The organism is Tildeniella sp., assembly GCF_059505325.1.
Map to the genome: position 1 here is coordinate 79253 of NZ_JCACKI010000010.1, position 25031 is coordinate 104283.

Consider the following 25031-nt stretch of genomic DNA (forward strand, 5'->3'; position numbering starts at 1 on the left):
TAGTCGATGGTGATATGAAGTTGGTGTTGGAGGGGTACGTTAGGTTCAGGAGTTAGAACTACGACCCCGCACCTAAAAGGAGACCCTCTCATGAAATCTGATTTCCAAGCTAAGTTCCTGCAACACCTGATCGCCAAGAAGCAAGAAAAAGGCTTCACCCTGATTGAACTGCTGGTTGTTATCATCATCATCGGTATTTTGTCTGCGATCGCGCTGCCTTCCTTCCTGAACCAGGCAAACAAAGCGAAGGAATCGGAATCCAAGCAGTACATCGGCTCTATGAACCGTTCACAACAGGCTTACTACCTGGAGAAGAACACCTTCTCTAGCGATGTATCCATCCTGGGTCTTGGCATCAAGACCGATACAACCAACTACACCTACGCCATCAACGGTCAAACCAGCTCCGCAGTGACCAACCTGTCCTATCCTAAATTCACCACCACGCTAAGAGCGCACACGGGTGGTGTTGGTGTTGGCTTTACCACAGGCACCACGGCTGGGGAAGCAACAACCCTGGCTGTCCTTTGCCAATCCGTCAAGCCCGCAGCGGGTAGTCCTGCTGGGGTTGCTTTTACCGCGAACGTCGGTCCCGCTTGTGATGGCACCAACTTCCAGGATCTTGGTAAGTAACTCGTGAGCAACTGAGCCGAATGGCTTTCACTTGCATCTAGTGCGATTCAACGATTAATAGAGTGGGCAGAAATTTCTGCCCACTTTTACTTTTTGGTGCATCGTTAGCGTCAGCTCCACTTTTCCTTCTTACAATTAATTTGGAGCAATCTCATTCATGCAGGTGTGAACGATGAGCCGAAGTTCGTCCGATGCCACGACTCAAACTTTTTTGGTGGTTGATGACCACGAGGCGATTCTGGAAGGTACAGTACCTGCCTTAAAGCGAGCGTATCCTACTGCTGAAATTTTGACGGCGCAAGAGATTCAAACGGCTCAGACGCAAATCGGCTATTATCATCCCACGTTAGTAGTGCTGGACTTGAGTGTGCCTCAGAAGCCTTATGCGATCGCGAGTGCTGAGGTTGGCATTCAGTTTCTCAAAACGCTGATCGAGAGTCAGTTGGCACCGAATATTATGGTGCTGAGTACAAATATTAAGCCGCTGGTGCAGCTGAAGCCAATGATTAACGCCTACGAAGGTGGCTTTGCGGCGATGGACAAGTCGCTGCCCATCCGCGAGATGCTACGACTGGTGGATTTTGCGCTGCGTGGCTCAATTTACTTGCCACCGGAACTGCGTTCCCGCTCTGAGTTTGACCGCAAGTGGTTAGAGGTGCTCACGCTGAAATTTCAGGAGGGTCTGACAGATAAAGCGATCGCCGATCGGATGCGGGTGAGCGATCGCACGGTGCGAAACTACTGGGTGAGACTTCAGGATGCGTTGGGCATTTACGACGAACCCGACAAGGATTTACGGATGCAGATTGCGATCGCGGCTCGAAAACTGGGGCTACTGAACTAAGCATCGGTAGGGGATGAACGGTGCTTCAAAGCGTTTGCCTGCATCCGTAGAACCTACCTGTAACGCTAGTCTTTGATTGTCTGGTCACCGACTGGCTTGAACATCACTCAGTAAGAGAGAAGCAAGCTTTAGCCCTTGTTGACTTGAATGAACATTAAAGTGAACGCTGGATTTTGGAAACAAATTGAGCCTCATGCCAAGGTTTGGCGCGTGGGGATACTGCCTGGGCTGGTCGTTATTGGGCTGGTGGCGATCGCCCGCATCACTGGTTCGCTGCAACTTTTAGAGTTAGCTACTTTTGATCAGTTTCTGCGATCGCGCCCGCTGGAGGCACCGGACACGCGAGTGGTGATCGTCGGCATTACTGAAGAAGATATTCGACTGGTGGGCAAATACCCGATCCCAGACCGTGAGTTAGCGGCACTGCTACGAACCCTACAGCAGTATCAGCCTGCCGCGATCGGTCTCGATCTGTTTCGTGACCTGACTACAGACCCCGATCGGGCTGAGCTGGCACAGGTATTCAGAAACAGCCCCAACCTCATTGGTATTGAAGCGGATGTGGGTTCATCTGCCCTGCTTAAGGTCAAGCCGCCCCCAGAATTGCCCGATACACAGGTGGGTCTGGCAGATATCGTGATTGACTCGGATGGCAAATTACGGCGCTGCTTGTTAGCTAGCAAGGTTAGCTCTGGTCAGGTGAAGTACTCTCTATCACTGCTACTGGCAGCACGCTATCTCCGTACTCAAGCAGCCACGTTTCGGCATGGTACCCGTGCCAGCGATCCAATTCGCCTTGGGTCGATCGAGCTACCCCGCTTTCGTGCTAGTACAGGTGGCTACGTGCAGGCAAAGGCAGGCGGCAACCAAATGCTGCTGAACTTTCGCAGCCACCCAAACCCGTTTCGGGCTGTTTCGATGACAGACGTGCTGAAGGGGCGGGTGCAGCCAGAGTGGATTCGTGACCGTATCGTTTTAGTGGGTGTGACTGCCCCAAACAGCCAGAATGATACGGTGACTACGGTTGCGACCAAGGGCAGTTTGCTGACCGATGCGATCGGCACAACCGGTGAGGATTACAAGTTGCTCTATGGCGTTGAGAATCACGCTCACTCGATCAGTCAAATCATCAGTGCCGTTTTGGATCACCGTCCGCTGCTGCGTAACTGGTCAAAAAGCGTGGAATATCTTTGGATTGTGGTCTGGGGACTCATTGGTATAGTGCTGGGCTTGCTGCTGCAATCGCCCTGGAAAACGTTTTTAGGTTTGGCAGTGAGTAGCGCTGGCTTGATCGCACTGAGCTACGGACTCATCACGATCGGCTGGTGGATTCCTGTCGTGCCTGCGCTACTAGCGTTAAGTGCAGCAGGCTTAACGACATTGCTGTTTGACCGTGATGCTCGACTGCTGTTAGAACAGCGGAGTCTGACACTTCAGCGTACATACGATGCGGTGCATAACGGTCCCCTGCAAACGCTGGCAGCGATGCTGCGAAGCCTCGACGATCTGTCAGCCGAAAAAGTGCGATCGCAGCTGCAAAATTTGAACCAGGAATTGCGATCGGTTTACGAATCAATGCAACAAGCACTTGTGACAGGCGATCAGCGCTACACGCAAACACCCATTCATGAATTGCTCTATCAGGTTTATGAAAACACCCTGAAGCGAGATCTGCCAGGGTTTGCCTCCATCCTGACCCTCATCCCGCCAGACTTTACACCCCTCAAAGAGTGTCCCCTATCGACTGACCAAAAACAGGATCTGTGCCTTTTTCTGGAGGAAGCCTTGTGTAATGTTGGCAACCACACCATCAACGTTAGCTGTCTAGACGTTATTTGTCGGCGGGACAAAAATTGGTATGCTTTGCAAGTGATTGATAATGGTCTGCTTACGAGTGCTTTGAAAACGACACGAGAAGGAACGAGAAGGACGGGGGACGGCTCAGGCTAAAGAGTTGGCGCGATCGCTTGGAGGCAGCTTTCAGCGTCACCCTCACATGCCCCACGGCATGGTTTGTGAGCTTGTCTGGCGCAGCCCAAAACCCTGGTGGCAGTTTTTTCACCCGTTTCAGTCAATCAAGCGTCCGTTAAACAGGCTTCAATAGTCTTAGCGTTGTTGGAGCGTTTTGGATAGTCATGAAGCATCAAGTTGCATTGGTTCTCACGCAACGAATCGTTACGAAGCTGGTTGCTGGCATTGTTTTGGGGTTATGCCTCATGCCTGCGTTAACCGTGGCAGCAGATGACGATACAGCACCGACCAGTGGTCGGTCATCTGGTGGCAGAGGTTGTGGTACGAGTGCTCTACCAGTTGCGCCTAACGTACCGGCACTAATTTTGTTGGCACCAGGCGGGCAAGCGGGACAGACCGTATCAACGCGCCCTACGTTTGCCTGGTTTGTGCGTGATGCGGTATCTCTGCCGATCGAGTTCAGGCTGTATGAACAGGACAACGATCGCTTTAAGCTGGTGAAAGAAATCAAAGACGATCGCCTGCGAAGCGTGTCTGGCATTACGGTCATGTCGGCTGCGGGTGCTCTGCCTGAGTTAACGGTTGGTAAACGTTATCGCTGGCAGGTCGAACTGGTGTGCAATGCCAATCGCCCTTCTAGCAATCTTTTTGCCGAAGCTGTCATCGATGTCGTACCGATGCAAACAGGCTTAAAACAACAGTTGGCGCAAACCCGCGATCGCTCGAATCAAGCTCAGCTCTACGCTCAGGCAAACCTGTGGTACGACGTGCTAAAAACTGCCTTTACACCACCCAGCAGCGCCACTCAACTGCAAGCACTGCGACAGTCTCTGTTGTCCAGCGTGGCGATCGATGCTACCGAGCGTAAACTGCTGCAAGATAGCTCGATCCACGCAATTCAACGCTAGAGTCGCAAGCAAGGGGCGGGCAGCGATCAGCTATCAGCGGTCAGCGGTCAGTTGACAGTCTTAAACCTGTTGGGTAATAACGAGCGAAATCGCTAAAATACTCACAAAGGCTGAATTCTAAGGATTTTCGCTGAACAAAGCTCTTACCTTCATGGCTGACGGCTGACCGCTAATCGCTTTCCGTTTAACAAGCCTTTCGTTGGATAGCAATCTTGAACGACGCATCATCAAATGAGACATTGCCAGATGAGTTCTGGCAGGGAGTTGAGCAATTTAACCAGCGGGAGTTTTATGCGTGTCATGACACGTTAGAAGCGCTATGGATTGAAGCAACTGAGCCAGACAAAAAGTTCTATCAGGGTATTCTGCAAGTGGCGGTTGCGCTCTATCATCTGGGCAATCAAAACTGGCGCGGTGCGGTTCTCTTGATGGGTGAAGGCATCAATCGGCTGCGGGGCTATCAGCCAATCTACGCGGCGATCGACGTGGAGCAGTTTTTGACGCAGACGTTTCAGATTCTCACCACGCTTCAGGAGGCAGGACCCGATCGGGTAAGCGTCGTGATGCAGCAACTGGGGATAAGACCCGCAGAGGATAATGTATCAGGCGGTGAACGACTTCAGTCACTTGCTTTTCCAACGCTGCAAAAAGTCGGTTGATGGTGGCTATAGTGAGGTTGCTTTCGTTTAAGTGGGCGATCGACCCGCAACTTTTCACTCTGATTACTCGTCTTACAGGCTCTAGGACGCTATCTTTAAACCGTCATACCTTCTAAAAGAATTCGCCTGAGCCGAAGCAAGATTGGGTAAACTACTAAAGCATCTTCCAGCGCTGTCATCTGATTCTTCGCCATCTCGCTGAGTATTCTGCCCCATGATGTCTTCTCTTCGATTGCTTGTTCCGTTAAAGCTGCTCAAACTGATAGCTGTCCTTCCAGGTGCGTTGGCAACCGCATTGTTGCTAAACAGTGGGGTGAATCTCTTGCTCAGTACGCCGACTGAAGCGCAAGAGGTCAGTCGATCGCTCACGCTGCGATCGGATATACAGGAGGCAAACTCCAAAACGGGCGTGATCACAGCACGCGGCAACGTGCAGATCAACTATCCCGCCCGACAAATTCAGGCAACGTCGGCTCAGGCACAATACTTCAGCCGCGAACGCCGGATTGTGCTGAGTGGGAATGTGTATGTTTTGCAACAAGGCAATAGCCTCAGAGGTGAAACAGTTACCTATTTAATCGACGAAGGTAAATTTGTGGCGCTACCAGACGCACCAAAGCAGGTCGAGTCGATTTACCTCGTTCCGGAGGCAACAACCACACCTGCCCCAACTGCAAATTCTGCGCCATTCACGCCACAGCCACAGTTTACGCCTGCTGTGCCAGTGTTGCCGCGCAGACAACCCGATCTGGCACCACCGCTGTCCAGCCCATCGTCTCCAGGTTCGCGTTGAGACAGTGGCGGCTGATCCACGATAAGATCGTCGTCAGCTTTGTTCTTGCCCAGCACGACCAGGAGTGGACGGTTGAAGATTGCGCTTGAGAATGTTCATAAGTCCTATGGTGCGCGGGTTGTGGTCAGCCGCGTCAGTCTTTCTGTCTCTCAGGGTGAGATTGTAGGACTATTGGGTCCGAATGGAGCGGGCAAAACGACGACGTTTTACATGGCGACGGGGCTAGAAAAACCAAATCAAGGGCGCGTTTGGCTGAACGATACGGAAATTACAGCACTCCCACTACATCGACGGGCACGGTTGGGCATTGGCTATCTGGCGCAAGAGGCAAGCATTTTTCGGTATTTGACCGTGCAGGAGAATATTCTACTAGTAATGGAACAGTCTCAGGTTCCCCGGCAAGAATGGCACGATCGGCTGACCTATTTGCTGAAGGAATTTCGGCTCGAAAAAGTTGCCCATACCAAAGGGTCTCAAGTCTCTGGTGGAGAACGGCGGCGCACTGAATTAGCACGAGCCTTAGCGGCTGGACGCAGCGGTCCCAAGTTTTTGCTCCTAGATGAACCGTTTGCTGGCGTTGACCCGATCGCCGTTGCCGAAATTCAGCAAATTGTAGCCGCACTGCGCGATCGTCAAATTGGCATACTCATCACTGATCACAATGTCCGAGAGACTCTGGCAATAACCGATCGCGCTTACATCATGCGCGATGGACAAATTCTTGCTTCTGGTAGCTCCGAAGAACTCTACAGCAACCCGCTGGTGCGACAGTATTATCTGGGTGATAGTTTTCAACCATAGAAGCGGTGAGGAGTAAGAAGTGTAGCTTGCTTCCGCTTCGCGGTGGAGTGAGGGGATGAGGAAGTGAAGGAATGAAGGATGGCACTTTAAGTAAATCCTGACTCCTGACTTCCGCCTCTCACCGAGTTTTGAGTTCTGTTTGCTCCGCTGCTCCCCACTTCCTACTCCCCACTCCCTACTCCCTACTCCCCACTCCCTAATGTATGGCTTCAATCTCCACCACCAGTCCGCCGCCTTTGAAACCGTTTGGTTGGCTCACCTCACTGTTCTCGGTCATGGATCGCTATATTGCTAGCGAACTGATCATGCCGTTTTTGTTTGGAGTAGGTGCGTTTTCGTCCATTGGTGTGGCGATCGGCGTGCTGTTCGATCTCGTGCGGCGGGTGACGGAAGCCGGGTTACCGATCTCTATTGCAGTGCAGGTTTTTCTGCTCAAGCTGCCCTATTTTATCGGTTTGTCGTTTCCCATGTCGATGCTGCTGTCGTGTTTGACCGTGTATGGTCGGCTTTCAAGCGATAGCGAACTGGTGGCGCTACGGAGCTGTGGGGTGAGCATCTATCGACTGATTGCGCCCGCGATCGTCATGGGCTTGATTGTCACGGGCATTACGTTTGCGTTTAATGAAGCGATCGTTCCCGCTGCTAACCGTCAGGCATCCAATACGCTCGATGCTGCCCTGAACAAAAAGGAGCCATCATTTCGAGAACAAAATATTCTTTACCAAGAGTTTCAAAACGTTAAACAACTAAATGGCGATCGTGAAAGGGTGCTGTCTCGCATCTTTTACGCCAAGCAGTTTGATGGGAAGCAGATGAAAGGCTTGACCATCCTTGATTTTTCACAGAATGGACTCAATCAAATCGTGGCATCCGAAGCGGCTCTTTGGAACACTGACCAGAAAACCTGGGACTTCTTCAATGGCACCATTTACGTAGTTGCGCCAGATGGTTCTTATCGCAATATTATCCGCTTCACCCAACAGCAGATTCAGCTTCCACGCACACCGCTAGATATTGCCCAGACATCGCTCGACCCTGGTGAAATGAACATCGCCCAGATCCAAGAATATCTGAGTCTTATCAGTCAAACAGGCAATCAGAAAGAAATCCGTAAGCTGACACTACGCATTGATCAAAAAATGGCGTTTCCGTTTGCCTGTCTGGTCTTTGGTTTGGTAGGCGCAACTCTAGGCACTCAGCCTCGTCGAGGAGTCGGTCGCGGTACCAGCTTCGGTATCAGTCTGGTGCTGATCGTGTCCTACTATCTCTTCATCAGCATTTGCGAAGCCCTTTACCAGTTCGATATTCTTTCCTCCTTTTTGGCGGGATGGCTGCCGACGCTGATTGGGCTGGTGTTTGGCGGTGTTTTGCTGGTACGGATTAGTCGGTAGGGGGTCGGGGGTCGGGAGTGGGGAGTAGGGAGTCAAAGGAAGCAGGGGGAGAGGGGGAAGTGAGTTAAAAACTTAAACTCAGTTGAAAGCAAATCAGAATTAACACTTAAAACTTAAAACGTTTCTCTTGCCTCCCTTGCCCCTTTGCCTCCCTTGCCCCTCTGCCTCCCTTGCCCCCTTACTCCTCTCCCCTTGCGTTAAAAGTGCTGAATAATCGCCTCAGCAAACTCCGAACACTTCAACGGCGGCTCTACGGGCGGTTCCATCATGCGGGCGAGGTCGTAGGTGACTTCACGGTTGGCGATCGCCGCACTGATGCCTTGAGTAATCAGGTCAGCCGCTTCTTGCCAGCCCAGATATTCCAGCATCATGACCCCAGACAGGATGAGAGAACCGGGGTTAACGCGATCGAGTCCAGCATGTTTAGGAGCGGTGCCGTGGGTTGCCTCAAAGATGGCGCATACGTCACCGATGTTAGCTCCGGGACCCATGCCTAGCCCACCAACGATCGCCGCTGCCGCATCTGATAAGTAATCCCCATTCAGGTTCATGGTTGCCAAGATGGAGTACTCATCGGGTCGCGTCTGGATTTGCTGAAAGATGCTATCGGCAATGCGATCGTTCACCATGATTTTCTCTTGCCACTGTCCGCTGCCGTGAGAGTCCCAAATGGTTCCTAAAACTTCTTGCACTTCGGCGCAGATTTTTTCCTTCTTATCAACCGTCAACGCATCGTAGCCCGGATCAATCTGACGGGCATTTTCTTCCAGCGTGATGTCTGTGTTGCGTTCCTTGTTGCCTAAAATCCAGGATTCGCGCTCGGTCACGCATTCACCGCGAAACTCGCTCGTCACCAGTTCATAGCCCCAATCACGAAACGCGCCTTCGGTATATTTCATGATGTTGCCTTTGTGGACAAGCGTTACCATTTGCTTTTCCCTGGGCAAACGCAAAGCGTGTTTCATGGCACGGCGTACCAGGCGCTGGGAGCCTTTTTTGCTAATGGGCTTAATGCCAATGCCAGAGTCAAGCGGAATTTGTTTCTTGCCATGTTCGGGCGTAGCGGGAATCAAATCTTCGTTGAGAAGCTTGATCAGGCGATCGGCAATCTCACTACCCTGCTTCCACTCAATGCCCAGATAAATATCTTCAGTATTTTCGCGGTAAATAATGACATCCAGCTTTTCTGGAAAGCGGTGTGGGGATGGTGTGCCCGCATAGTATTTGCAGGGACGGACACAAGCATACAGGTCAAAAATCTGACGCAGCGCCACGTTGAGCGATCGAATGCCACCACCGATCGGGGTTGTTAACGGACCTTTAATTGCTACACCGTACTCTCTGATTGCCGTCAGCGAATCGTCTGGCAAGTACTGATAAGTGCCATAGGTGTCACAAGCCTCATCGCCCACAAAGACTTTGAACCAGCTAATCTTGCGTTTGCCACCATACGCTTTTTCTACGGCTGCGTCAAAAACACGCTGAGAGGCGGGCCAAAGGTCGATGCCCGTCCCGTCTCCACGAATATAGGGAATGATGGGGTTGTCTGGTACCTGAGGCTCACCGTTTTGAAACGTGATTTTGGTACCGATCGTTGGGGGCGAAATTTTTTCATAGGTCATTGACAATCACTCCTGTACTTGTGTAGCGGCGCAGCATCAGCCAACGAGCGGATCACCAAACAACGAGTCCCTCACAGCATCGCTCGGCTGTACTGCTGTGGTTAGAATAGCCCAATGGCTGAACAGGTTTGTAGTGCATCTGACTGCGATACAGCGATCGATCGCTGTAAACACCAATTGACTATCGTCAGTTCTATCGCTGACCCATTTATCAGCAAGACTGAATCAGTTAGCGATCAGTTTTTTTTTGCTAACCGCTGACCGCTGACCGCTAATACCAGTGTCACTCTCATCATTCAAATAGGATCGCTAGATGTCATCTGTCTGGTTTGAGTCGCTGATCATCATGCCGCATCTCTAACGACCGTTGCATGTTTTCCATAAACTCGGATACTGCCATCTAGTTTGTGCAGAAATCCCTGGGAACTCTAAGATAGGAACGAGGGAATTGCTGATTAAGTTCAGCAATTTAGCGTGATTGAGTAGAATAAGTTGCTCAGCACCGATAATTATAGGCAGTTCATCTAACTTAGTGGGAATACTACTTCAGTTACAAGAGGCGGGCACGTTGGCAGACAAATTGGTGTGAAGATGGCTACCCTCACTGATTGCGCATCTTAGAAAAACAGACTAGATATCCTTACCTGATGATTCTCAACGCTGTGCCTGGAGGTTGTGTGCTGAAACAAACACGGAGCGCTTCTCACATGTATTTTGTACTACCGCTGCAGAGATCTAGATGAAGAAAGTTCTAGTAGTTGATGATGATGCAACCCTACGGATGGCGCTCACACGCTACCTAGAAAAACGGGGTTATCTGACGCAGAATGTTGCGTCAGGCATTGAAGCACTCAAATTATTTGAACAAGATCCTCCAGATTTAGTGGTTTCGGATGTCATGATGCCTGAGATGGATGGGTTTGAGTTTTGTCGTCGCTTGCGATCGACCCGCTCTGGGCAACTCGTACCCTTTATCTTTCTCTCTAGCAAAGGAGAAGTAGACGATCGGGTACAAGGGCACTCCATCGGCGCTGACGATTACCTGATTAAACCGTTTGAGCCGAGAGAGCTACTGGCAAAAATTGAATCGCAGCTTGAGCGATCGCGCCGCATCCACAGCGAAATCGTGCTACTGATGCAGCGGGAAGGCAATAGCGCAGCCCTCAATGGACACGTGCCAGTGACACCCCACCCTCTACCACTTACACCTGCCGAAGAAAAGGTGTTTTGGGAGGTGATTCAAGGCTTTACCAATAAACAAATTGGCGATCGCTTGTTTGTCAGCCCTCGCACTGTGCAGACGCACCTCAGCAACATTCTCAGCAAGCTACAGTTAGAAAACCGCTCACAACTCGTTCGGTTTGCTTTTGAGCGCGGCTATAAGCTGCCGACAGAGAGCTTACCGGGTGAGGACTAAGGGCTGCAAGCTGGAAGAGAAGGCAGAGGGCAGAGGGCAGAAGGTAAAGGGCAGAGGGTAGAAGGCAGAGGGCAGAAGGCTAAAGTTAAGGCTAAAGATTATTTCTGCGAAGCGGTAGCCTAAAGATTGTTTAAAACTCTTTATCCCTTATCCCTTGTTCCTATGTTTTCTGGTCTCTACACTTTAGATGAACTGAAGCAGTCGATCGCGGCTGATCCTCAACGTTGGCGACCGTTAGTGTTTACAAACGGCTGCTTTGACCTCCTCCACGCGGGGCATGTGCGCTATTTACAGGCTGCGAGAAGTCTTGGACAGGCGCTAGTAGTGGGTTTGAATAGCGATCGCTCAGTACAGGCAATCAAACCCCAAGCTGAGGGCTTACCGTCCCGCCCGATCGTGCCCGAACAGCAACGAGCCGAGGTTCTCGCTGCACTCAGGTCAGTCGATGGGGTGATCATCTTTGCCGAAACGACTGCCAGTCAATTGATTGCTACTCTCCAGCCAGAGATTTACGCCAAGGGTGGTGATTATCAACTGGAGACCCTCCCAGAAGCGGCGATCGTGCAGGCGTATGGTGGTCGTGTCGAATTGATTCGGATTGAAGTACCCAGTTCGACCTCTGCAATTGTAAAGCGGATTCTGGCTGCACAAGATGATTAGACATTGTTGCTCTAAGCCGCTGGGGTCTGCTTTTTCTTCTGTAGCCGTAGTCACATGGGTTCGCCCCACACCCCTTTAATCCCAATGTTTCAACTTTGATGGCGACAGCTATATCTGGTTTTGTTTTGCAGCAGCCTGAGACTTTAAAAACACACTTCAGACCTGCTAACGTAGAAGGCTAGCGTCTGGTTTGCACAGTGGTGTGGACTGCATAACGCAAATCTAGTTTACTTCTCTCTACTTTGCTTCAAGCCTCCATCAGTAACAGCGCCGCGATCGCACAGAGACCAGCTTATCCAAATGGAGTGAGCACAGTGCGCTGTTCTTTAAATGGCTTGCTCATCTCTCAATAGCATGTGGACTTGATGGATAGGATGGCTAATTCAACTGGCAACCTGGTGACTACGTCTTTAAGCGATGGTGCTGACCCTACAGACGCTCTCTATCTGCAATTGAGCGCTACCGCTGCTAAGAATCAGGGGCAAACCATTCAGGCTTTGGGCGCTGCTGGCGAGCCTGGATTGGGTGCGCTGATGCGATTTCTTGCCGAGCACTATCAGACCGTAAACAGCACTGCCTCCATTGATGACTTCGCGCCCCAACCGCTGGAAAGTACGGCTCTCCCAGTCATTGGAATGGCGTATCAAACGCTCTTTAGCTCAGATTCTGCCTCAGCGCAGACGTTTCTCCAAGCCCACTTTCCTCAAGGTGTTGTGCCTTTAAAGTCCGAAGCAGGCATTGACTATAGTTCCCTACAACGACTACTGGCGGAACAAAAGTTTCAAGTGGCGGATCAGCTGACCTTACAAAAAATGTGCGAAGTCGTTGGTACCGCAGCCGTACAGCGTAAGTGGCTCTATTTCACAGAAGTCGCTCAATTTCCGGTAACGGATTTGCAAACGCTGAATGCGCTCTGGCTAACTCATTCTGAAGGTAAGTTTGGCTTCTCGGTGCAGCGCGAAATTTGGCTCAGCGCGGGCAAAAATTGGGATCAGCTTTGGGCAAAAATTGGGTGGCGTACAGGGAACTTGTGGACACGCTATCCACAAGGATTCACGTGGGATCTGTCGGCACCCAAGGGTCACCTGCCACTCTCAAATCAACTGCGCGGCGTGCGGGTGATTGCCTCGTTGCTAACCCATCCTGCCTGGTCTAAAACCTAGCGCTTATGGCGCAAGACGATCGCGCAACTGATCAACAACCTGCTCTAGCCCAACCGCCCGCGAAGCTTTAAAGAGGATGCGATCGCCCGGTTGCATCAGCGTTTGTAACCGTTCTACCACCGCAGCATGGCTAGAAAAGCATTCTGCTGCAAGTGTTGCTGCGCCTGCTTTCATAGCAGTGGCTTCGGTTGGATCTGCCAAAATGAGCAGGCGATCGAGCTGCAACGTGCGCGCGGCAACGCCAACCTGATGATGAAATTCGGGCGATCGCTCCCCTAGTTCCTTCATGGTGCCCAGCACAGCGATCCGGCGCGTCCCTGGCGTTTGGGCAAGCAGATTGAGGGATGCCAGCATTGATTCCAACCCAGCATTGTAGGTCTCATCTAGCAGCAAAATGTCACCCGGTAAGGTATATCGTTTCGCGCGTCCTGCTGGAAGATTGACGGTTAGTCCAGACATGAGTGGCGACCAGTCAATGCTCAGTGCGTTAGCAACTGCCAGCGCTGCTAGATAATTCAAGGCGTTGTGCCGTCCGGGTAAAGGGAGTGGCAGCGTCCAATCGCCGACTACCAGTGTTTCGGGGTCAAGCAAGTGTCCATATAAATCGCCGCCATCCAAGCCATAGGTCATGGTTTTGCCTTGCCAGACGGACGCTGCGGTTTGCATCAACAGCGGTAGATCCTGATTAAGAATGGCGATGCTACTGCTGGGCATTTTTGCCAAAAGCTCACATTTTGCCTGCGCGATCGCCTGTTCAGAACCCAAGCGCTCAATATGTGCCGTACCAACGTTGGTGATCACACCAAGATCAGGGCGAACAAGCTGAGTCAGCAGCGCGATTTCTCCCTGCCCTCGCATCCCCATCTCAATGACCGCAAACGCGTGTTCTGTCCCCAGTTCCAGCAGCGTTTTAGGCACACCAATTTCGTTGTTGTAATTTGCCTGCGTCTTGAGTACGGTTCCCTGCAAGGAGAGCACGGCTGCAATTAATTCCTTGGTCGTGGTTTTGCCCACTGAACCCGTTACCGCAATGACAGGGCAGGTAAATTGAGTCCGCCACCAGTGCGCGATCGCCTGATAAGCCTGTAGTGTATCCGCCACTTGCAGTAGAGGAAACCGAGGATTGCTGCCCTTAACGTCCCAATCTGTTAAAGGGAAACGCCGATCAACAACCGCTGCGATCGCGCCTTTGGCTGCTGCCTGTTCGACAAACGCATGACCATCAAAGCGGTCTCCTCGCAGTGCCAAAAAGACTTCGCCCGCTTGGAGCGAACGGGTATCGGTTGTAATGCCAATCGCCTCTGTTTCTAAAGCGACAGCGGCATGAGCGAACGGTGATACATTCAGAATCTGGCTGAGTTGAGCGATCGTGGCACGAAAAGACATGCAGAGGCTGCCATAAAAAGAGGATAGCTGCCATTGAACGGCTAATGGTACCGATTTGGCAAGCTTTAAGACGAGCGATCGCCGCAAGCGTTGACTTCAACCGCTCTAACCGTCAGGTCAAAACGTACTGCAAACTCATTACAAACCACTAGCAGGCTGGTCGTCGGGCTGCGGCTCATGTTTCACAATTTCTTTTGCCTTGCGCGATTCAAGCCAAAGTGGAATCATAATCCAGGCGATCGCCACGAGCAACATAACGAAGGCAAACTGACCTGCCCATGCAACCATTTGCTCCAGTGGTACAAACTGCCCTGCAAAATACGAAAGACTCACGACCACTGATGCCCAGGTGATTGCCCCCAGCGTGTTATAAACCGTGAATGTGAGGTAAGGCATCTGCACGATACCCGCCAAAGGACTGGCAAATGTACGTAGAAGTGCGATGAAGCGACCCAGAAAGACGGTTCTAGCAGCATTCTCACTAAACTGACGCTTAAGCGATTCCAGACGCTCTTCACCAACGCGAAAAACGCGCCCAACTTTCAGCAACAGCGACCAGCCACCACGTCTGCCAATCCAGTAGCCGACGTTTCCACCCAGAATGGCACCCGATGCGGCATCAGCTAACACCATCCAATAGTTCAACTGGTCATTACCAGCTAAGAAGCCGCCTGCTAAGGTTACAGTTTCTCCGGGAACAGGTAGCCCTAAGCTTTCTAAAAAGATTCCTAGAAAGACAGCCCAATAGCCATACTGCTGTGCAACTTCTTCAACTTTCTCTACAGAAATAAAATCCAGTGACATGCAAAACAGCTACTAAAAACGTCATTCTGTATCAATTCTGACGCGATGCTTGGAAATCTGTCAATGAAGCCGTTTTCAGCCTGATACCAATTTGAATCGGGTTTGTTGCAAAGGCTGCACGTCGTAAGGACAAGTTTGAGCAGCACATGATTGGCGTTTCGGTTGCTTCAGGGCAAAACTTGCCCCTATAGCCCGATGGGCATTCAAGAAAGGGAGAGGGCTTAAAGCCTTCGGCATACAAGAAAAGGGTAAGGGCGGATCGATTGATCTGTAGCGTCTATTTTTGGATTTGGTATGACTCGACTTTGCTCAATTTAGATTGACGTTCAAGTGGTCTTAAAGCATTCTCAGGCGATGACCTTCAGCCTTCGCTTCAAGTGCTACAGCAATCCGGTTTGATTTGTGAAAGTGATGCTGGCTTCGCTCTCAGCACCAGGTTTCAACGCTGACGGCTGCCCCTGACTGTTAAAATCACTGCATACTTTTCACAAACGATTCAGGACTGCCATAACACGGCATCCCACAGAGGCTATGGACAATTATGGCAACCGTCGTTGAACGCATTCAGCAGTTTAATCACAACCGCAAACCAGATCTGCTAACTCTGAAGTATCGAACGATGCGGCAAGATGTGTTTGCCTTCTTGCGTGGTACGTGTCACTTATTCTACGAAGATTTTCCAGTCAACTCGCCATTGAACGCGGCTCCGCCCGTCTGGATCTGTGGCGATCTGCATCTAGAAAATTTTGGCAGCTACAAGGGCAACGATCGCCTCGTCTATTTCGACATCAACGATTTTGATGAAGCGGTGCTCGCGCCCTGCACCTGGGATTTAGCCCGCTTTCTGACATCGATTTTAGTGGCAGGTCGTAGCCTTAAGATCGACGCAACCGATACACAGGCGCTCTGTCAAAATGCGCTCACTGCCTACACCAGTGTTTTGGCGAAAGGTCAGGTTGGCATGGTCAATCGAGAGACTGCGACTGGGTTAGTCAAAGAGCTGCTGGACAGCCTGAAGCAGCGTCAGCGCAAAGACTTTTTGGACAAACGCACCAAGAAAGTGGGCAAAATGCGCCAACTATTGCTTAACGAAAAGGTACAAGCGATCGCCCAAACACAGCGCGACAAAATTGAAGCATTGCTTGAAACTTGGATAGCCAAGCAGAAAAAACCGAAGTTCTTTCGCTTGCTTGATGGTGCTTATCGTGTGGCTGGTATGGGTAGTCTAGGGCTTGAGCGCTATATTTTGCTAGTCGAAGGCGATGGCTCTCCGAATCGTAATTACCTCCTGGATCTAAAGATCGGTGTTGCATCTGCCTTGCAGCCCTATGTCGCCTGCCCACAACCCCAATGGGCGAATCAAGCAGAACGCATTGTCGCCGTGCAAAAACGCGTTCAGTGGTCACCGCCTGCCCTTTTAGATGCAGTAGAAATCGACAGTCAAGCCTACGTGTTGCGTGAACTGCAACCAACAGACGATAAAGTTAATCTCAGCCAATGGAATGGCAAACCCCGTCACCTACGTAAAGGGATCGAAACGATGGCAGAAATCATCGCCTGGGGACAGTTGTTGAGCGGTGGGCGGCAAGGCTCGGCGATCGCAGACGACCTCATCGCCTTCGCTCAAACCAGCGAGTGGCATCAGCCTCTACTCGACTACGCCCAAACCTACGCAAGGCAAGTTGAAGCCGACTACCAGACATTCTGCCAAGCAACGCTCTGAAACGGAATGCTGTTTCTGTTTGTTAGAGCGACTCAAAAATCCTCCTCCCTCTTCCCTTATGCCTCCTACCTCCTACCTCCTACCTCCTGCCTCCTGCCTCCTCACTCCTCACTCCTCACCCTCCCAACGCCGACAGCCTTCCAGACCGAGGGTTGGCTCTTTGCGATAGCGCGTCTCCGCCACCCAAACGCTCACATCGCGCTGAGGCGAGATGCAGTAAAGGTACTCTGCTTTGGGGTTGTAACTCACGCCCACGCGCAAATTTGAGAAGTCATCCTCACAAATTTCAAAGCCAAAGCGGACGATAATCTGAGCGACCAGACACTCAGGCGTTTCGCTATCTTCACCAGCTAAATCCCTCTCTTGCCAAAATCGGTCAAGAAACCGCTTGAGAATGGGCAGAATGCGATCGGGCGTACCATTACGACTGGCATAAATAATGGCAGGATTGCCTGCAACGACAATGTGGCAAGGATGAGACATGTTGATTTAAGCATTGAGCATAGAAAGGGACGAACTATGAAACGCAGGTTATGCCGCGCCAAAAGGCTGAAAATGCGCGTTATCACGGTTTCAGTTACTAAGCGATTGCAGCGAAAATAGAATCACCCAGTTAAGTTTCTTTTAGATTTTTAAGATTCGATACCCTTCTGGAGCATCTCTTTGAGGTCAGTTCATGCTACCCCCAACTCGCACTCAATCGCCCGTCAATCAGTTAGACCTGACTCCTAAAATACTAGAATCTCGTGACCAGTATCGTTCGTGTCATATTTGTCTGCCAGGGGAAGATTACCGGGCGGCAGCCGTCATTGTGCAGGGCAAATACTACAGTCTGGTCAAGGTCGTTCAAGATCGATCGCGATCGCTGGAAATCGGCAACAGACTGATCTCGGCAGGTACAGAAGCTGTCATTACCCAGTTAGCGAAAGGGTATGCTATTTGGCGGTTAGAACCTGAAGCATACGTCGATTCGTGCCCTCGATCGCCGTCTCAACCTTTGCAGACCGCCATCGATTTACCGCCCTGCAAAATTCTTGAATCCCGTAACGACTATAAAGCGTGCCACATTAGCCTGCCAGATTCAGAGCAACGTCTAGCGGCAGTACTGGTTGATGGTCAGCACTATGGCTTGCTTAAAGTGGTAACCACGCAACAGCAGGCGCTGATGCTTGCTGCCCGGTTGCAGCGCAAAGAGGTCGGCGCTGTTATCACCAGAGCTGCTCAAGGCTATGCAATTTGGTTCTTAGAACCGAACGCTGTAGTGTGTAAGGATTGAAACCTGAGGGAGAGCGAGTCAAAACAATTCAAGGGTAGATTGAAGACGACAACGCTGAGTTCTTTTCCTTAAGTGAGGCAACCCCATAGACTTAGGATCAGGTACATGAGCGATGAGCGCTCAGCCTTTATCCGTTACCCCTCGCTACTACCCTCTATGGTTGAATTTCCTCAAACGCTAGAAGACGCGATCGCGCAGGCACAAAGCGCTACTCAGGCAGCGATCGCGGCTGGCTATACGCGCCTCCAAATCGACTTATTACTACCAGAGCTAAAGCCAACGCCGATCGCCTTTCAATACCTATCTATCTTTAGCGACATGGGCGCAACGCTAAAAGTATTTTTTACCGACGCTGGAGCCGCCGCGCTAGCCAGACGTGACTGGGGATCAATACCTCATCCAATTTGCAGCCTGGATGTCGCTGGTGCGAGGCAAACAACACCCGTCGAAGAACTGGTTAGCCCCGACGACCAGATGTTTCTCTTCGTCGCGCCCTCGTCAGTAGAAGTGTCGCCAGTTGAACAGATTTGTCTAGCCGCTGGAGAGCGCCCAGTTATCCTCTTGACTCCTCGTTTAGAAGATATTGGCACCGTTGGTATTGGTTACGCCGCACGCAAAATCCGCGAACGCTTCCTCAGCACCTTTGAGCCTTGCTACTACGTGCGACCGCTTGATCAGGCTGCGCTGCTGCGGTGTTACCCCTCGCCCTGGCAAGTTTGGCTGGAGTCGAATCAGACCTACACGTTAGCGGCAGAAGAGTTGTCGAAGCCAAACTCAGAAAGGCTAGAAGAACTGTTGCTTCAAGTTGGCGGAGCGCAAGCAGCACCCAAGCGAAGTGTTCTAGAAGAAATGCAACGGTTCCTCAGGGCTTTAGGGCAATAAACCCTTGTGCTTAAACAGAGTGTGCTCAAACAGATCAGTGAAGGTTGAGTAAACTTCTGGGTAGGAAATGTAAGCTTTAAGGTGAGTGTGGAAACTGGCAAAAAAAACAGGGCATAATGAACCTAGTGATTCAAATCACCTGATTCAAATCGACTTCACATCAGCGTGTTCAACCAACTGTCTGATGTCCGCAACGTTCACGAGTGCGGCGTGGTTTGAGCTTAAGTAAGATTACAGAGAAGGCGATCGCATGAGTGAAACTAATCATCGTCGAATCATCATTGGCGATGTGCATGGTCACTACGAAGGTTTGATGACATTGCTGGATGCGATCGCACCAGGTGAGGCTGATCAGGTTTATTTCCTCGGAGATTTGATCGATCGTGGTCCTGATAGTGCCAACGTCGTCAATCTGGTACAGCAGCATGGCTATCATTGCCTGCTGGGCAATCATGAGCAACTTTTGGTTGATGCTTTTCCGCATGGACATGCGTTTCACCCTGCTCTACAAGCGTGGCTCTACAGCGGCGGACGGGCAACTGTTGCCAGCTACGGTGATGCTGGAATTCGAGCCGACCATGTTGATTGGATGAGAACGCTGCCCACATACATCGACTTGGGCGATCTGTGGCTGGTTCATGCAGGTGTTCATCCCGGGTTGCCAATTCAAGCACAAACAACGCAAGAGTTTTGCTGGATTCGCGACGAGTTTCACAGCAGCCCGAAACCTTATTTTGCGGACAAGCTTATCATTACGGGGCATACGATTACCTTTACGCTGCCCAACGTGGCTCCTGGTGAACTCGCTCGTGGGCATGGCTGGCTAGATATTGATACTGGCGCTTATCATCCTAAAAGTGGTTGGCTAACAGGCGTTGACATGACCAATCGCCGCGTTTATCAAGCGAATGTCTTCCAACGCTGTGTGCGGATGCTGCCGCTGGATGAAGCCGTTACCGAGATTGAACCAACTCAGGTGATGGCACATCGGCAAGCGCTCTTTCTATAGCAACGCGTTTCGTTATACCTCTACACGGTTCAAACCTCGAATGCCACTTACTTGTTGACCTAAAACCTCGTTTCGTACTCGACGACAGCACGGCTATCGCCAGAAAAATCGCTGGAACCGCGCAGTAGCAGTTGGTCATTGAAACGATAGCGAATACCAAACTGAGTGGGTTGGTTTGAGGTTAAGATTCTGAGTGCCGAGAGCGAAATGCTTGGGGTGATGTCGATCGCCGCTTCTGCCCCTAAACCAAGAGCGGAACTACCGCCGCTGGTATCACGCGCTCGATCCGGGCGAGTCACCGTAGGAAAAAGGCGAAATTCGCTGAGTCCAAGCGCATTACCAATAATGCCCTGGATGTTGCTCAGCAGTGCAGAGCCAGCCAGATTCGCAATGCCCAAGGCAGTATCGCCCCGCCCTAACGTACTGACGAAACCAGCGCCTAATAGAGACACAATCTCGGTTTCACTGCGAGAGGGGCTACTGGTGAGCTTGAGGTTGTCAGAGAGCCGACTGGCAGGTCCCTGCACTTGTGCCTGAATGCGAACGGTTTGCAAGGAGCCGTAGGCAGAGGCTGTGATCGTTGAGTCATTGATTTCAGACGACAGCGTTGATGCAGGCAAGCGGCTATTGGTTACTTCTGCCACAGACGTAATGAGGCGCACGTTCAGGTTTGGATCCAGCCCCTGGTTCTCAACAAATTCAGCGGTTTGGGGATAGCCACGAGCCAGGGTAAATTGAGTCGTGAAGAGATTGACCTGACCAGATTTGAGGCTAATCAGTCCTTTTGGTTTGAGGTCATCCAGGGTGCCGTTGATGGTCAGATCTCCGGTGGCAACGAAACTTAGCAGCGGAGCATTGACGACCTGAACGCGATCGCCCAGCGCAATCCGCAGTTGGTTAAAGGTAATGACATTAGAGGCACTGCCGAGCGAAGGTGTTGGGTTGCCATTGGTTCCTGTGCCGCCATTGCTGGTACTGGTGCCACCAGTGTTAGCGTTGGTGCCGCCTTCTGAACCTGCCAACAGCACCTGTCCGTCTGAGAGTTGAATCGTGCCGCCAATGATAGGATTGAGCGCCGTACCTGTAATCTGCACGTCGCCGCCGACTCCACCCTGATACAGCCCTTTCAGGTTGATCCCCACCTTGTTGAGAGAGACGTTAAGGGGTGTTTGCTGGTCGGGGTCGCTTGAAGAAAAGGCAGCAAAAATTGGCAGAACGCCCGCTGCCGTGACATCGCCGCGTGTAAATTGACCGCTGATGTTGTCTACCCGCAGGCGATCGCGGTCGAAGCGAATCGTACCTGTCACGCCCTCAAGTGGTTCGGGGAGTGCTCTTGCTTGCAGTGTGGCATTTTCGACGCTGGCAGTGCCAGTGGCGATCGGTTGCCGGAGCGTGCCCTGCACTTCGGCAGTTACCTGCCCTTTGCCATCGATCCAGGCAACCTGGTTGTTCAGCAGGTTCAGCAGCGCCAGTCCTTCGTTTTTGACATTGACGCTCAGTCGAATTTGATCGCTAGCTGGCTCGACGGACGCAAACGGCAGTTTTTGGGGAATGCTGCCAGACAGCGTGACTGGTTCGGTGCCGCTCAGTAACAGCCGACTGCCAAAATTGAGACGGGCATTACTATAGCCAAAATTACCTTGCGCCTGCTGGACATCGGTACCATTCAGTACGCCGTTATCCAGGCTGAGTAGCCCAATTACCTGAGGGTTGTTCTGGCTACCCGATATGGTCGCGGTAGCATTTAGGTTGCCCTGCACGTCGATCGGTAGGGTAAACAATTCTGTTATGCGATCGACCGGAATGTTTTCCACACGCAATTGCCCTGACTGTGTGGCACCGCCGATTTGTCCCGAAAAGGCGACCAGTGACTGGTCTGATTGGAAGCGCAATGGCAGCAGCGTCAGGATCCCTTTCTCGAAGTTGCCTCTTGCTACAACTCGTTTTGCTGAGAGGGCGCTACCCCACTGCCAGTCCTGTCCACGCAGGTTGAAGTTAGCACTAATGCCAGTCCGCAACGAGCCAGAGGCGTTGATTGTGCCGTTAAACGCCCCTTTTAATTCGCGGAGTTCTGGTAAGGGTGATGCCTGCTGACGGGCTTCTGCCTGCTCTTTCAAGGTTTGAATTTCTGCAAGGCGGCGGATTTGATTCAGTAGCGTCGTGCGGGAGAACTCAACAGGCACCGTTTCAAGGTCAGCGGCACTGCCATATGACGGCAAGGTGGCACCCCGCGAGAAGTCAGACAGGTTGAAGAACTGGAGTAACTCCAGCACGTCCTGAAGCTGTCCTTGAGGAATATTTAACTGTGCTTGAACCTGAGGGTCTGAACCAGTGATTTTGGCACTTGCATCCAGTTGAAAGACGCTTTGACCCCGTCGTAGCTCAGCGCCACTAAGGGTTGCGACACCATTGGTCAGGCTAACGCGCCCACCAAATTGATCGGCTCGATAGGTACCGATCGTCGGCTGGGTGATAGTCAATTGTCCATTGGCGCTCAGCTGGCTCAAATCGCCCGATCGCAGCCTGCTCAAGCTCAGCGCAACGGTACCGTTTAGCTCACCTGACAGCGGGAAAAAGGCGGCTGTTGCAGGTGTGTTGAGAAACGAAAGCGGAAACTTTTTCGCGTCTACCAGCAGTAAATCACCCTGAGTTCTGCCTGTTGCAATCGCCTCACCGCGCTGAATATTGAAGGCAACAATCTGATAGGTGGGACCGAGCGTGAGGGCAATGCGGTCTTGCTGCCCTGTCAGGTTCAAATTCACGCCCCTTGCTACACGCAGATTGCCGCTCAGCAGGGGTTCAAACGCCGTGCCATTCAGTACAAACTGTCGCAGCGTCACTCCACCATTGATGTTCGGGTTTGTAGGGGTGCCTGTCAACCGTCCGGCAAAATCTACCCGCCCAGAGTAATCAACACTTTGGGGAATGGGGAGTGCGATCGCCTGCAAGCTGTAGTTATTCGTGCGAACGTTTAAATCTAGATTAGTGATCGCTGGCGTACCCGTCAACCGCGCAAAGATGGCACCGTTCGCGCTAAAACCGGGAGCAGTGGCTTTTTGCAGAACGATCTTTTGCCCATCCCAAGCAAACTGGGCATCAAGCGGCGCTGCAATGACCGAAATGCCTTGCGATAGACGTGCCTGCCCCTGAGCACGTACGCTGGCTGGGCTAAAGTTGGATAGCGAACCAGACAGCGCGATCGCTCCGCTAAACAACCCCCGTAGATCTTTAGAAAAGCGATTGAGCTGAACGTTGGAACCTGTGACCAATGCCTGCCAGCGTCCTGCTTTTGCCTGTGCCTGGGCGCTGACAGTACCGCCTGCTACAGCCAGGTTGGTGTTTTGAAGCGCGATTACGCCATTGGCGATCGCAATTTCGCCAGAGCCAGCGTATTGTGCCTCAGGTGCCTGCCAACGGACAAAGGTACGAGGATTGGTTGCCGTGCCTCTGACGACTGCTTGAGCACTGACGCGCCCGATCGCAATGGGTAACGTATTGCCGCTATTGTAGGCGCTGGCGATCGGCTCTCCGGGAACGTCTTTTGCCTGGATGTTGAACGCCAACTGTACCGGGTTATTGAGTTTGACCTGTCCCGTACCCGTCACCAGTCCGCCAGCAGCAGGGGTTGCCTGAATAGCAGGAATTGCCAGCGCTAACGTTGCCGTATTCAGTTGGAATTTGGCGCTATATTGGCTGAGGTCAACGCGATCGACCTTACCCGGTTTTGTGTTACGGGCAACGCCAGTGATGACAGGCTTTTGCGTTGCACCCGTTACCTTCAGGTCTGCCATCACTTCGCCCGTTGCTGGCACAGGCAGCTTTAACTGAAAGGTATTGAACAGTTGAGTAAGGCTGACTGCCTTCACCTTCGCCGTCAGATTAAAGCCCTTATCAAAATCAAGCGTGCCGTTCGCCTGTACAGGAATTTTACCCTTACCAAAGAGTGTTTCGGTGTTCTCAAGCGTGAGTAGTGTCCCTTGCAGTTGGAGTCCGCCCTTCGCCTGGGTGAATGTATACGGCACTTTGGGGATCGCCAGCGTTGCGCCTGTAAAGGTTGCGGTGCCTGTCAGATAAGGGCTTTTCTGATTGGGGCGAAACTGCACACCGATGTTGCCGTTTGCGCGTCCGGCTGGCAGGTTGACCGGGAGTTTGACGAGGCGATCGATCTCTGCCAGGGCAAAGTTTTGTCCCTGGACTTGCAGGTTGGTTTGGGACTGCGATCGCAGCGTTTCGCCGTTGATCTTTAAGCTACCGCCCGTGTCCGATTGTCCTGCCAGTGCATACGTGATGCGTTGATTCTGGTCAAAAAAGTTGGCGCTACCGTTAAGCTGCGAAAGCCTTACAGGAGCTGCTTTGCCACCCGTTTTGCCCGCAGCTACCAGCACGGCTTTAGCGTCTTTAAAGCGAATCGCCTGTAGCTCGGTTCTAACGGGTCCCTTCTGTTCCTCATCCGAGATCTGCACAGAGATCCAGTTGCCATCCGGTGCTTGCTCTAGATAAAGGTCTGGCTTGTCCAGCGTAATATCCAGGTTCAAATTGCGCGTGAGCAATAACCGAATGGGGTTGAACGCCACATCAACCGCTTGAACGGTGGCACGATCGGAATCAGTTGCTGTCGCAGGTACAGATGAGGCACCAAAGCGTAGGCTAGTGAGCGAAAAGCGTTCTACTTTGCCCAACTTCACTGGACGTTTCAGCGATTCACTCAGATTGGACTCCACCAGCGGAGCCAGCTTTTCGTTAACAAAGACCCATCCATACCAGGCACCAGCCGCCACTCCAGCTAGGGCTACGATACCGATCGGAAGACCGACTCGCCTCAACAAACGTAACCGTGAGCGCCTGTTAGAGTTTGAACCGGGATCGCTTCCCGGACTTGGCAAATGCGTCATTTGCAAGGGGTAAGGTAACTACTGGAGCCAATATACTGCCTATGCTTGCGAATCTCTCATCCTCTAGAAACTTTTAATTCAAGAATTTTGTAGAGCGCGTGACAAACGGAGAAGTAAGGTGCTGGGACTCGATCGCCTCACTGGAACCAGCGTGTATTACGGCAGTTTGCTGATGTGGCACAAATGTGGAAACTTAA

At 51.7% G+C, this 25031-nt stretch carries 20 protein-coding genes; 15 read left to right on the plus strand and 5 right to left on the minus strand.

Features of this window, described 5'->3' with window-relative positions; all coding sequences use genetic code 11:
• The first annotated feature begins 90 nt into the window (after window positions 1–90).
• From AC5JO6_RS04910 to AC5JO6_RS04945, 8 genes are all read left to right on the plus strand, one after another.
• The gene (locus AC5JO6_RS04910) at window positions 91–633 is read left to right on the plus strand and encodes a type IV pilin-like G/H family protein (protein ID WP_496079929.1); all 543 of its coding nucleotides are present in this window, start codon (window positions 91–93) and stop codon (window positions 631–633) included.
• Window positions 634–805: 172 nt separating this feature from the next.
• The gene (locus tag AC5JO6_RS04915; RefSeq protein WP_496079930.1) at window positions 806–1477 is read left to right on the plus strand and encodes a response regulator; all 672 of its coding nucleotides are present in this window, start codon (window positions 806–808) and stop codon (window positions 1475–1477) included.
• A 159-nt stretch (window positions 1478–1636) separates the two neighbouring features.
• A complete protein-coding gene (locus AC5JO6_RS04920; protein WP_496079931.1) occupies window positions 1637–3427 on the plus strand; it encodes a CHASE2 domain-containing protein in 1791 nt (596 codons plus the stop codon).
• A gap of 185 nt (window positions 3428–3612) precedes the next feature.
• A complete protein-coding gene (locus tag AC5JO6_RS04925) occupies window positions 3613–4356 on the plus strand; it encodes a DUF928 domain-containing protein (protein ID WP_496079932.1) in 744 nt (247 codons plus the stop codon).
• A gap of 212 nt (window positions 4357–4568) precedes the next feature.
• A complete protein-coding gene (locus AC5JO6_RS04930) occupies window positions 4569–5015 on the plus strand; it encodes a DUF309 domain-containing protein (protein WP_496079933.1) in 447 nt (148 codons plus the stop codon).
• A gap of 214 nt (window positions 5016–5229) precedes the next feature.
• Window positions 5230–5808, plus strand: coding sequence for an LptA/OstA family protein (locus tag AC5JO6_RS04935; protein WP_496079934.1), 579 nt, complete (start codon window positions 5230–5232; stop codon window positions 5806–5808).
• A gap of 72 nt (window positions 5809–5880) precedes the next feature.
• On the plus strand, window positions 5881–6609 hold the full coding sequence (gene lptB, locus AC5JO6_RS04940) for an LPS export ABC transporter ATP-binding protein (RefSeq protein ID WP_496079935.1): 729 nt from the start codon (window positions 5881–5883) through the stop codon (window positions 6607–6609).
• Window positions 6610–6884: 275 nt separating this feature from the next.
• Window positions 6885–8000 (plus strand): LptF/LptG family permease, encoded by a 1116-nt coding sequence (locus tag AC5JO6_RS04945; RefSeq protein ID WP_496079962.1) that lies wholly within the window; start codon window positions 6885–6887, stop codon window positions 7998–8000.
• A 197-nt stretch (window positions 8001–8197) separates the two neighbouring features.
• On the opposite strand, the gene AC5JO6_RS04950 is transcribed toward AC5JO6_RS04945, so the two are convergent.
• The gene (locus AC5JO6_RS04950) at window positions 8198–9622 is read right to left on the minus strand and encodes an NADP-dependent isocitrate dehydrogenase (protein ID WP_496079936.1); all 1425 of its coding nucleotides are present in this window, start codon (window positions 9620–9622) and stop codon (window positions 8198–8200) included.
• 739 nt (window positions 9623–10361) lie between these two features.
• Between AC5JO6_RS04950 and AC5JO6_RS04955 the strand changes: the two genes are divergently transcribed.
• From AC5JO6_RS04955 to AC5JO6_RS04965, 3 genes are all read left to right on the plus strand, one after another.
• A complete protein-coding gene (locus tag AC5JO6_RS04955; protein WP_496079937.1) occupies window positions 10362–11039 on the plus strand; it encodes a response regulator transcription factor in 678 nt (225 codons plus the stop codon).
• Window positions 11040–11201: 162 nt separating this feature from the next.
• Window positions 11202–11699: a D-glycero-beta-D-manno-heptose 1-phosphate adenylyltransferase gene (gene rfaE2 / locus AC5JO6_RS04960; protein WP_496079938.1), complete on the plus strand. Its 498-nt coding sequence runs from the start codon at window positions 11202–11204 to the stop codon at window positions 11697–11699.
• A 374-nt stretch (window positions 11700–12073) separates the two neighbouring features.
• Window positions 12074–12862 carry a GUN4 N-terminal ARM-like repeat domain-containing protein gene (locus AC5JO6_RS04965; protein ID WP_496079939.1) on the plus strand — a complete coding sequence of 263 codons (789 nt, stop codon included), beginning with the start codon at window positions 12074–12076 and terminating at the stop codon, window positions 12860–12862.
• A 3-nt stretch (window positions 12863–12865) separates the two neighbouring features.
• On the opposite strand, the gene AC5JO6_RS04970 is transcribed toward AC5JO6_RS04965, so the two are convergent.
• Complete coding sequence (locus AC5JO6_RS04970; RefSeq protein ID WP_496079940.1) at window positions 12866–14248, minus strand: UDP-N-acetylmuramoyl-tripeptide--D-alanyl-D-alanine ligase; 1383 nt, start codon at window positions 14246–14248, stop codon at window positions 12866–12868.
• Between the two features lie 138 nt (window positions 14249–14386).
• Window positions 14387–15052, minus strand: coding sequence for a DedA family protein (locus AC5JO6_RS04975; protein ID WP_496079941.1), 666 nt, complete (start codon window positions 15050–15052; stop codon window positions 14387–14389).
• Window positions 15053–15593: 541 nt separating this feature from the next.
• Here AC5JO6_RS04975 and AC5JO6_RS04980 point away from each other — a divergent pair.
• Window positions 15594–16775, plus strand: coding sequence for a DUF2252 domain-containing protein (locus tag AC5JO6_RS04980; protein WP_496079942.1), 1182 nt, complete (start codon window positions 15594–15596; stop codon window positions 16773–16775).
• 108 nt (window positions 16776–16883) lie between these two features.
• Here the strand turns inward: AC5JO6_RS04980 and AC5JO6_RS04985 are convergent, their stop codons facing one another.
• Window positions 16884–17258 carry a histidine kinase gene (locus AC5JO6_RS04985; protein ID WP_496079943.1) on the minus strand — a complete coding sequence of 125 codons (375 nt, stop codon included), beginning with the start codon at window positions 17256–17258 and terminating at the stop codon, window positions 16884–16886.
• Between the two features lie 193 nt (window positions 17259–17451).
• On the opposite strand from AC5JO6_RS04985, the gene AC5JO6_RS04990 reads away from it, so the two are divergent.
• From AC5JO6_RS04990 to AC5JO6_RS05000, 3 genes are all read left to right on the plus strand, one after another.
• Window positions 17452–18051, plus strand: coding sequence for a hypothetical protein (locus AC5JO6_RS04990; RefSeq protein ID WP_496079944.1), 600 nt, complete (start codon window positions 17452–17454; stop codon window positions 18049–18051).
• A gap of 156 nt (window positions 18052–18207) precedes the next feature.
• Window positions 18208–18933 carry a DUF1995 family protein gene (locus AC5JO6_RS04995; RefSeq protein WP_496079945.1) on the plus strand — a complete coding sequence of 242 codons (726 nt, stop codon included), beginning with the start codon at window positions 18208–18210 and terminating at the stop codon, window positions 18931–18933.
• A 250-nt stretch (window positions 18934–19183) separates the two neighbouring features.
• Window positions 19184–19942 (plus strand): metallophosphoesterase family protein, encoded by a 759-nt coding sequence (locus tag AC5JO6_RS05000; protein ID WP_496079946.1) that lies wholly within the window; start codon window positions 19184–19186, stop codon window positions 19940–19942.
• A gap of 59 nt (window positions 19943–20001) precedes the next feature.
• Here the strand turns inward: AC5JO6_RS05000 and AC5JO6_RS05005 are convergent, their stop codons facing one another.
• Window positions 20002–24834, minus strand: coding sequence for a translocation/assembly module TamB domain-containing protein (locus AC5JO6_RS05005; protein ID WP_496079947.1), 4833 nt, complete (start codon window positions 24832–24834; stop codon window positions 20002–20004).
• Window positions 24835–25031 lie beyond the last annotated feature (197 nt).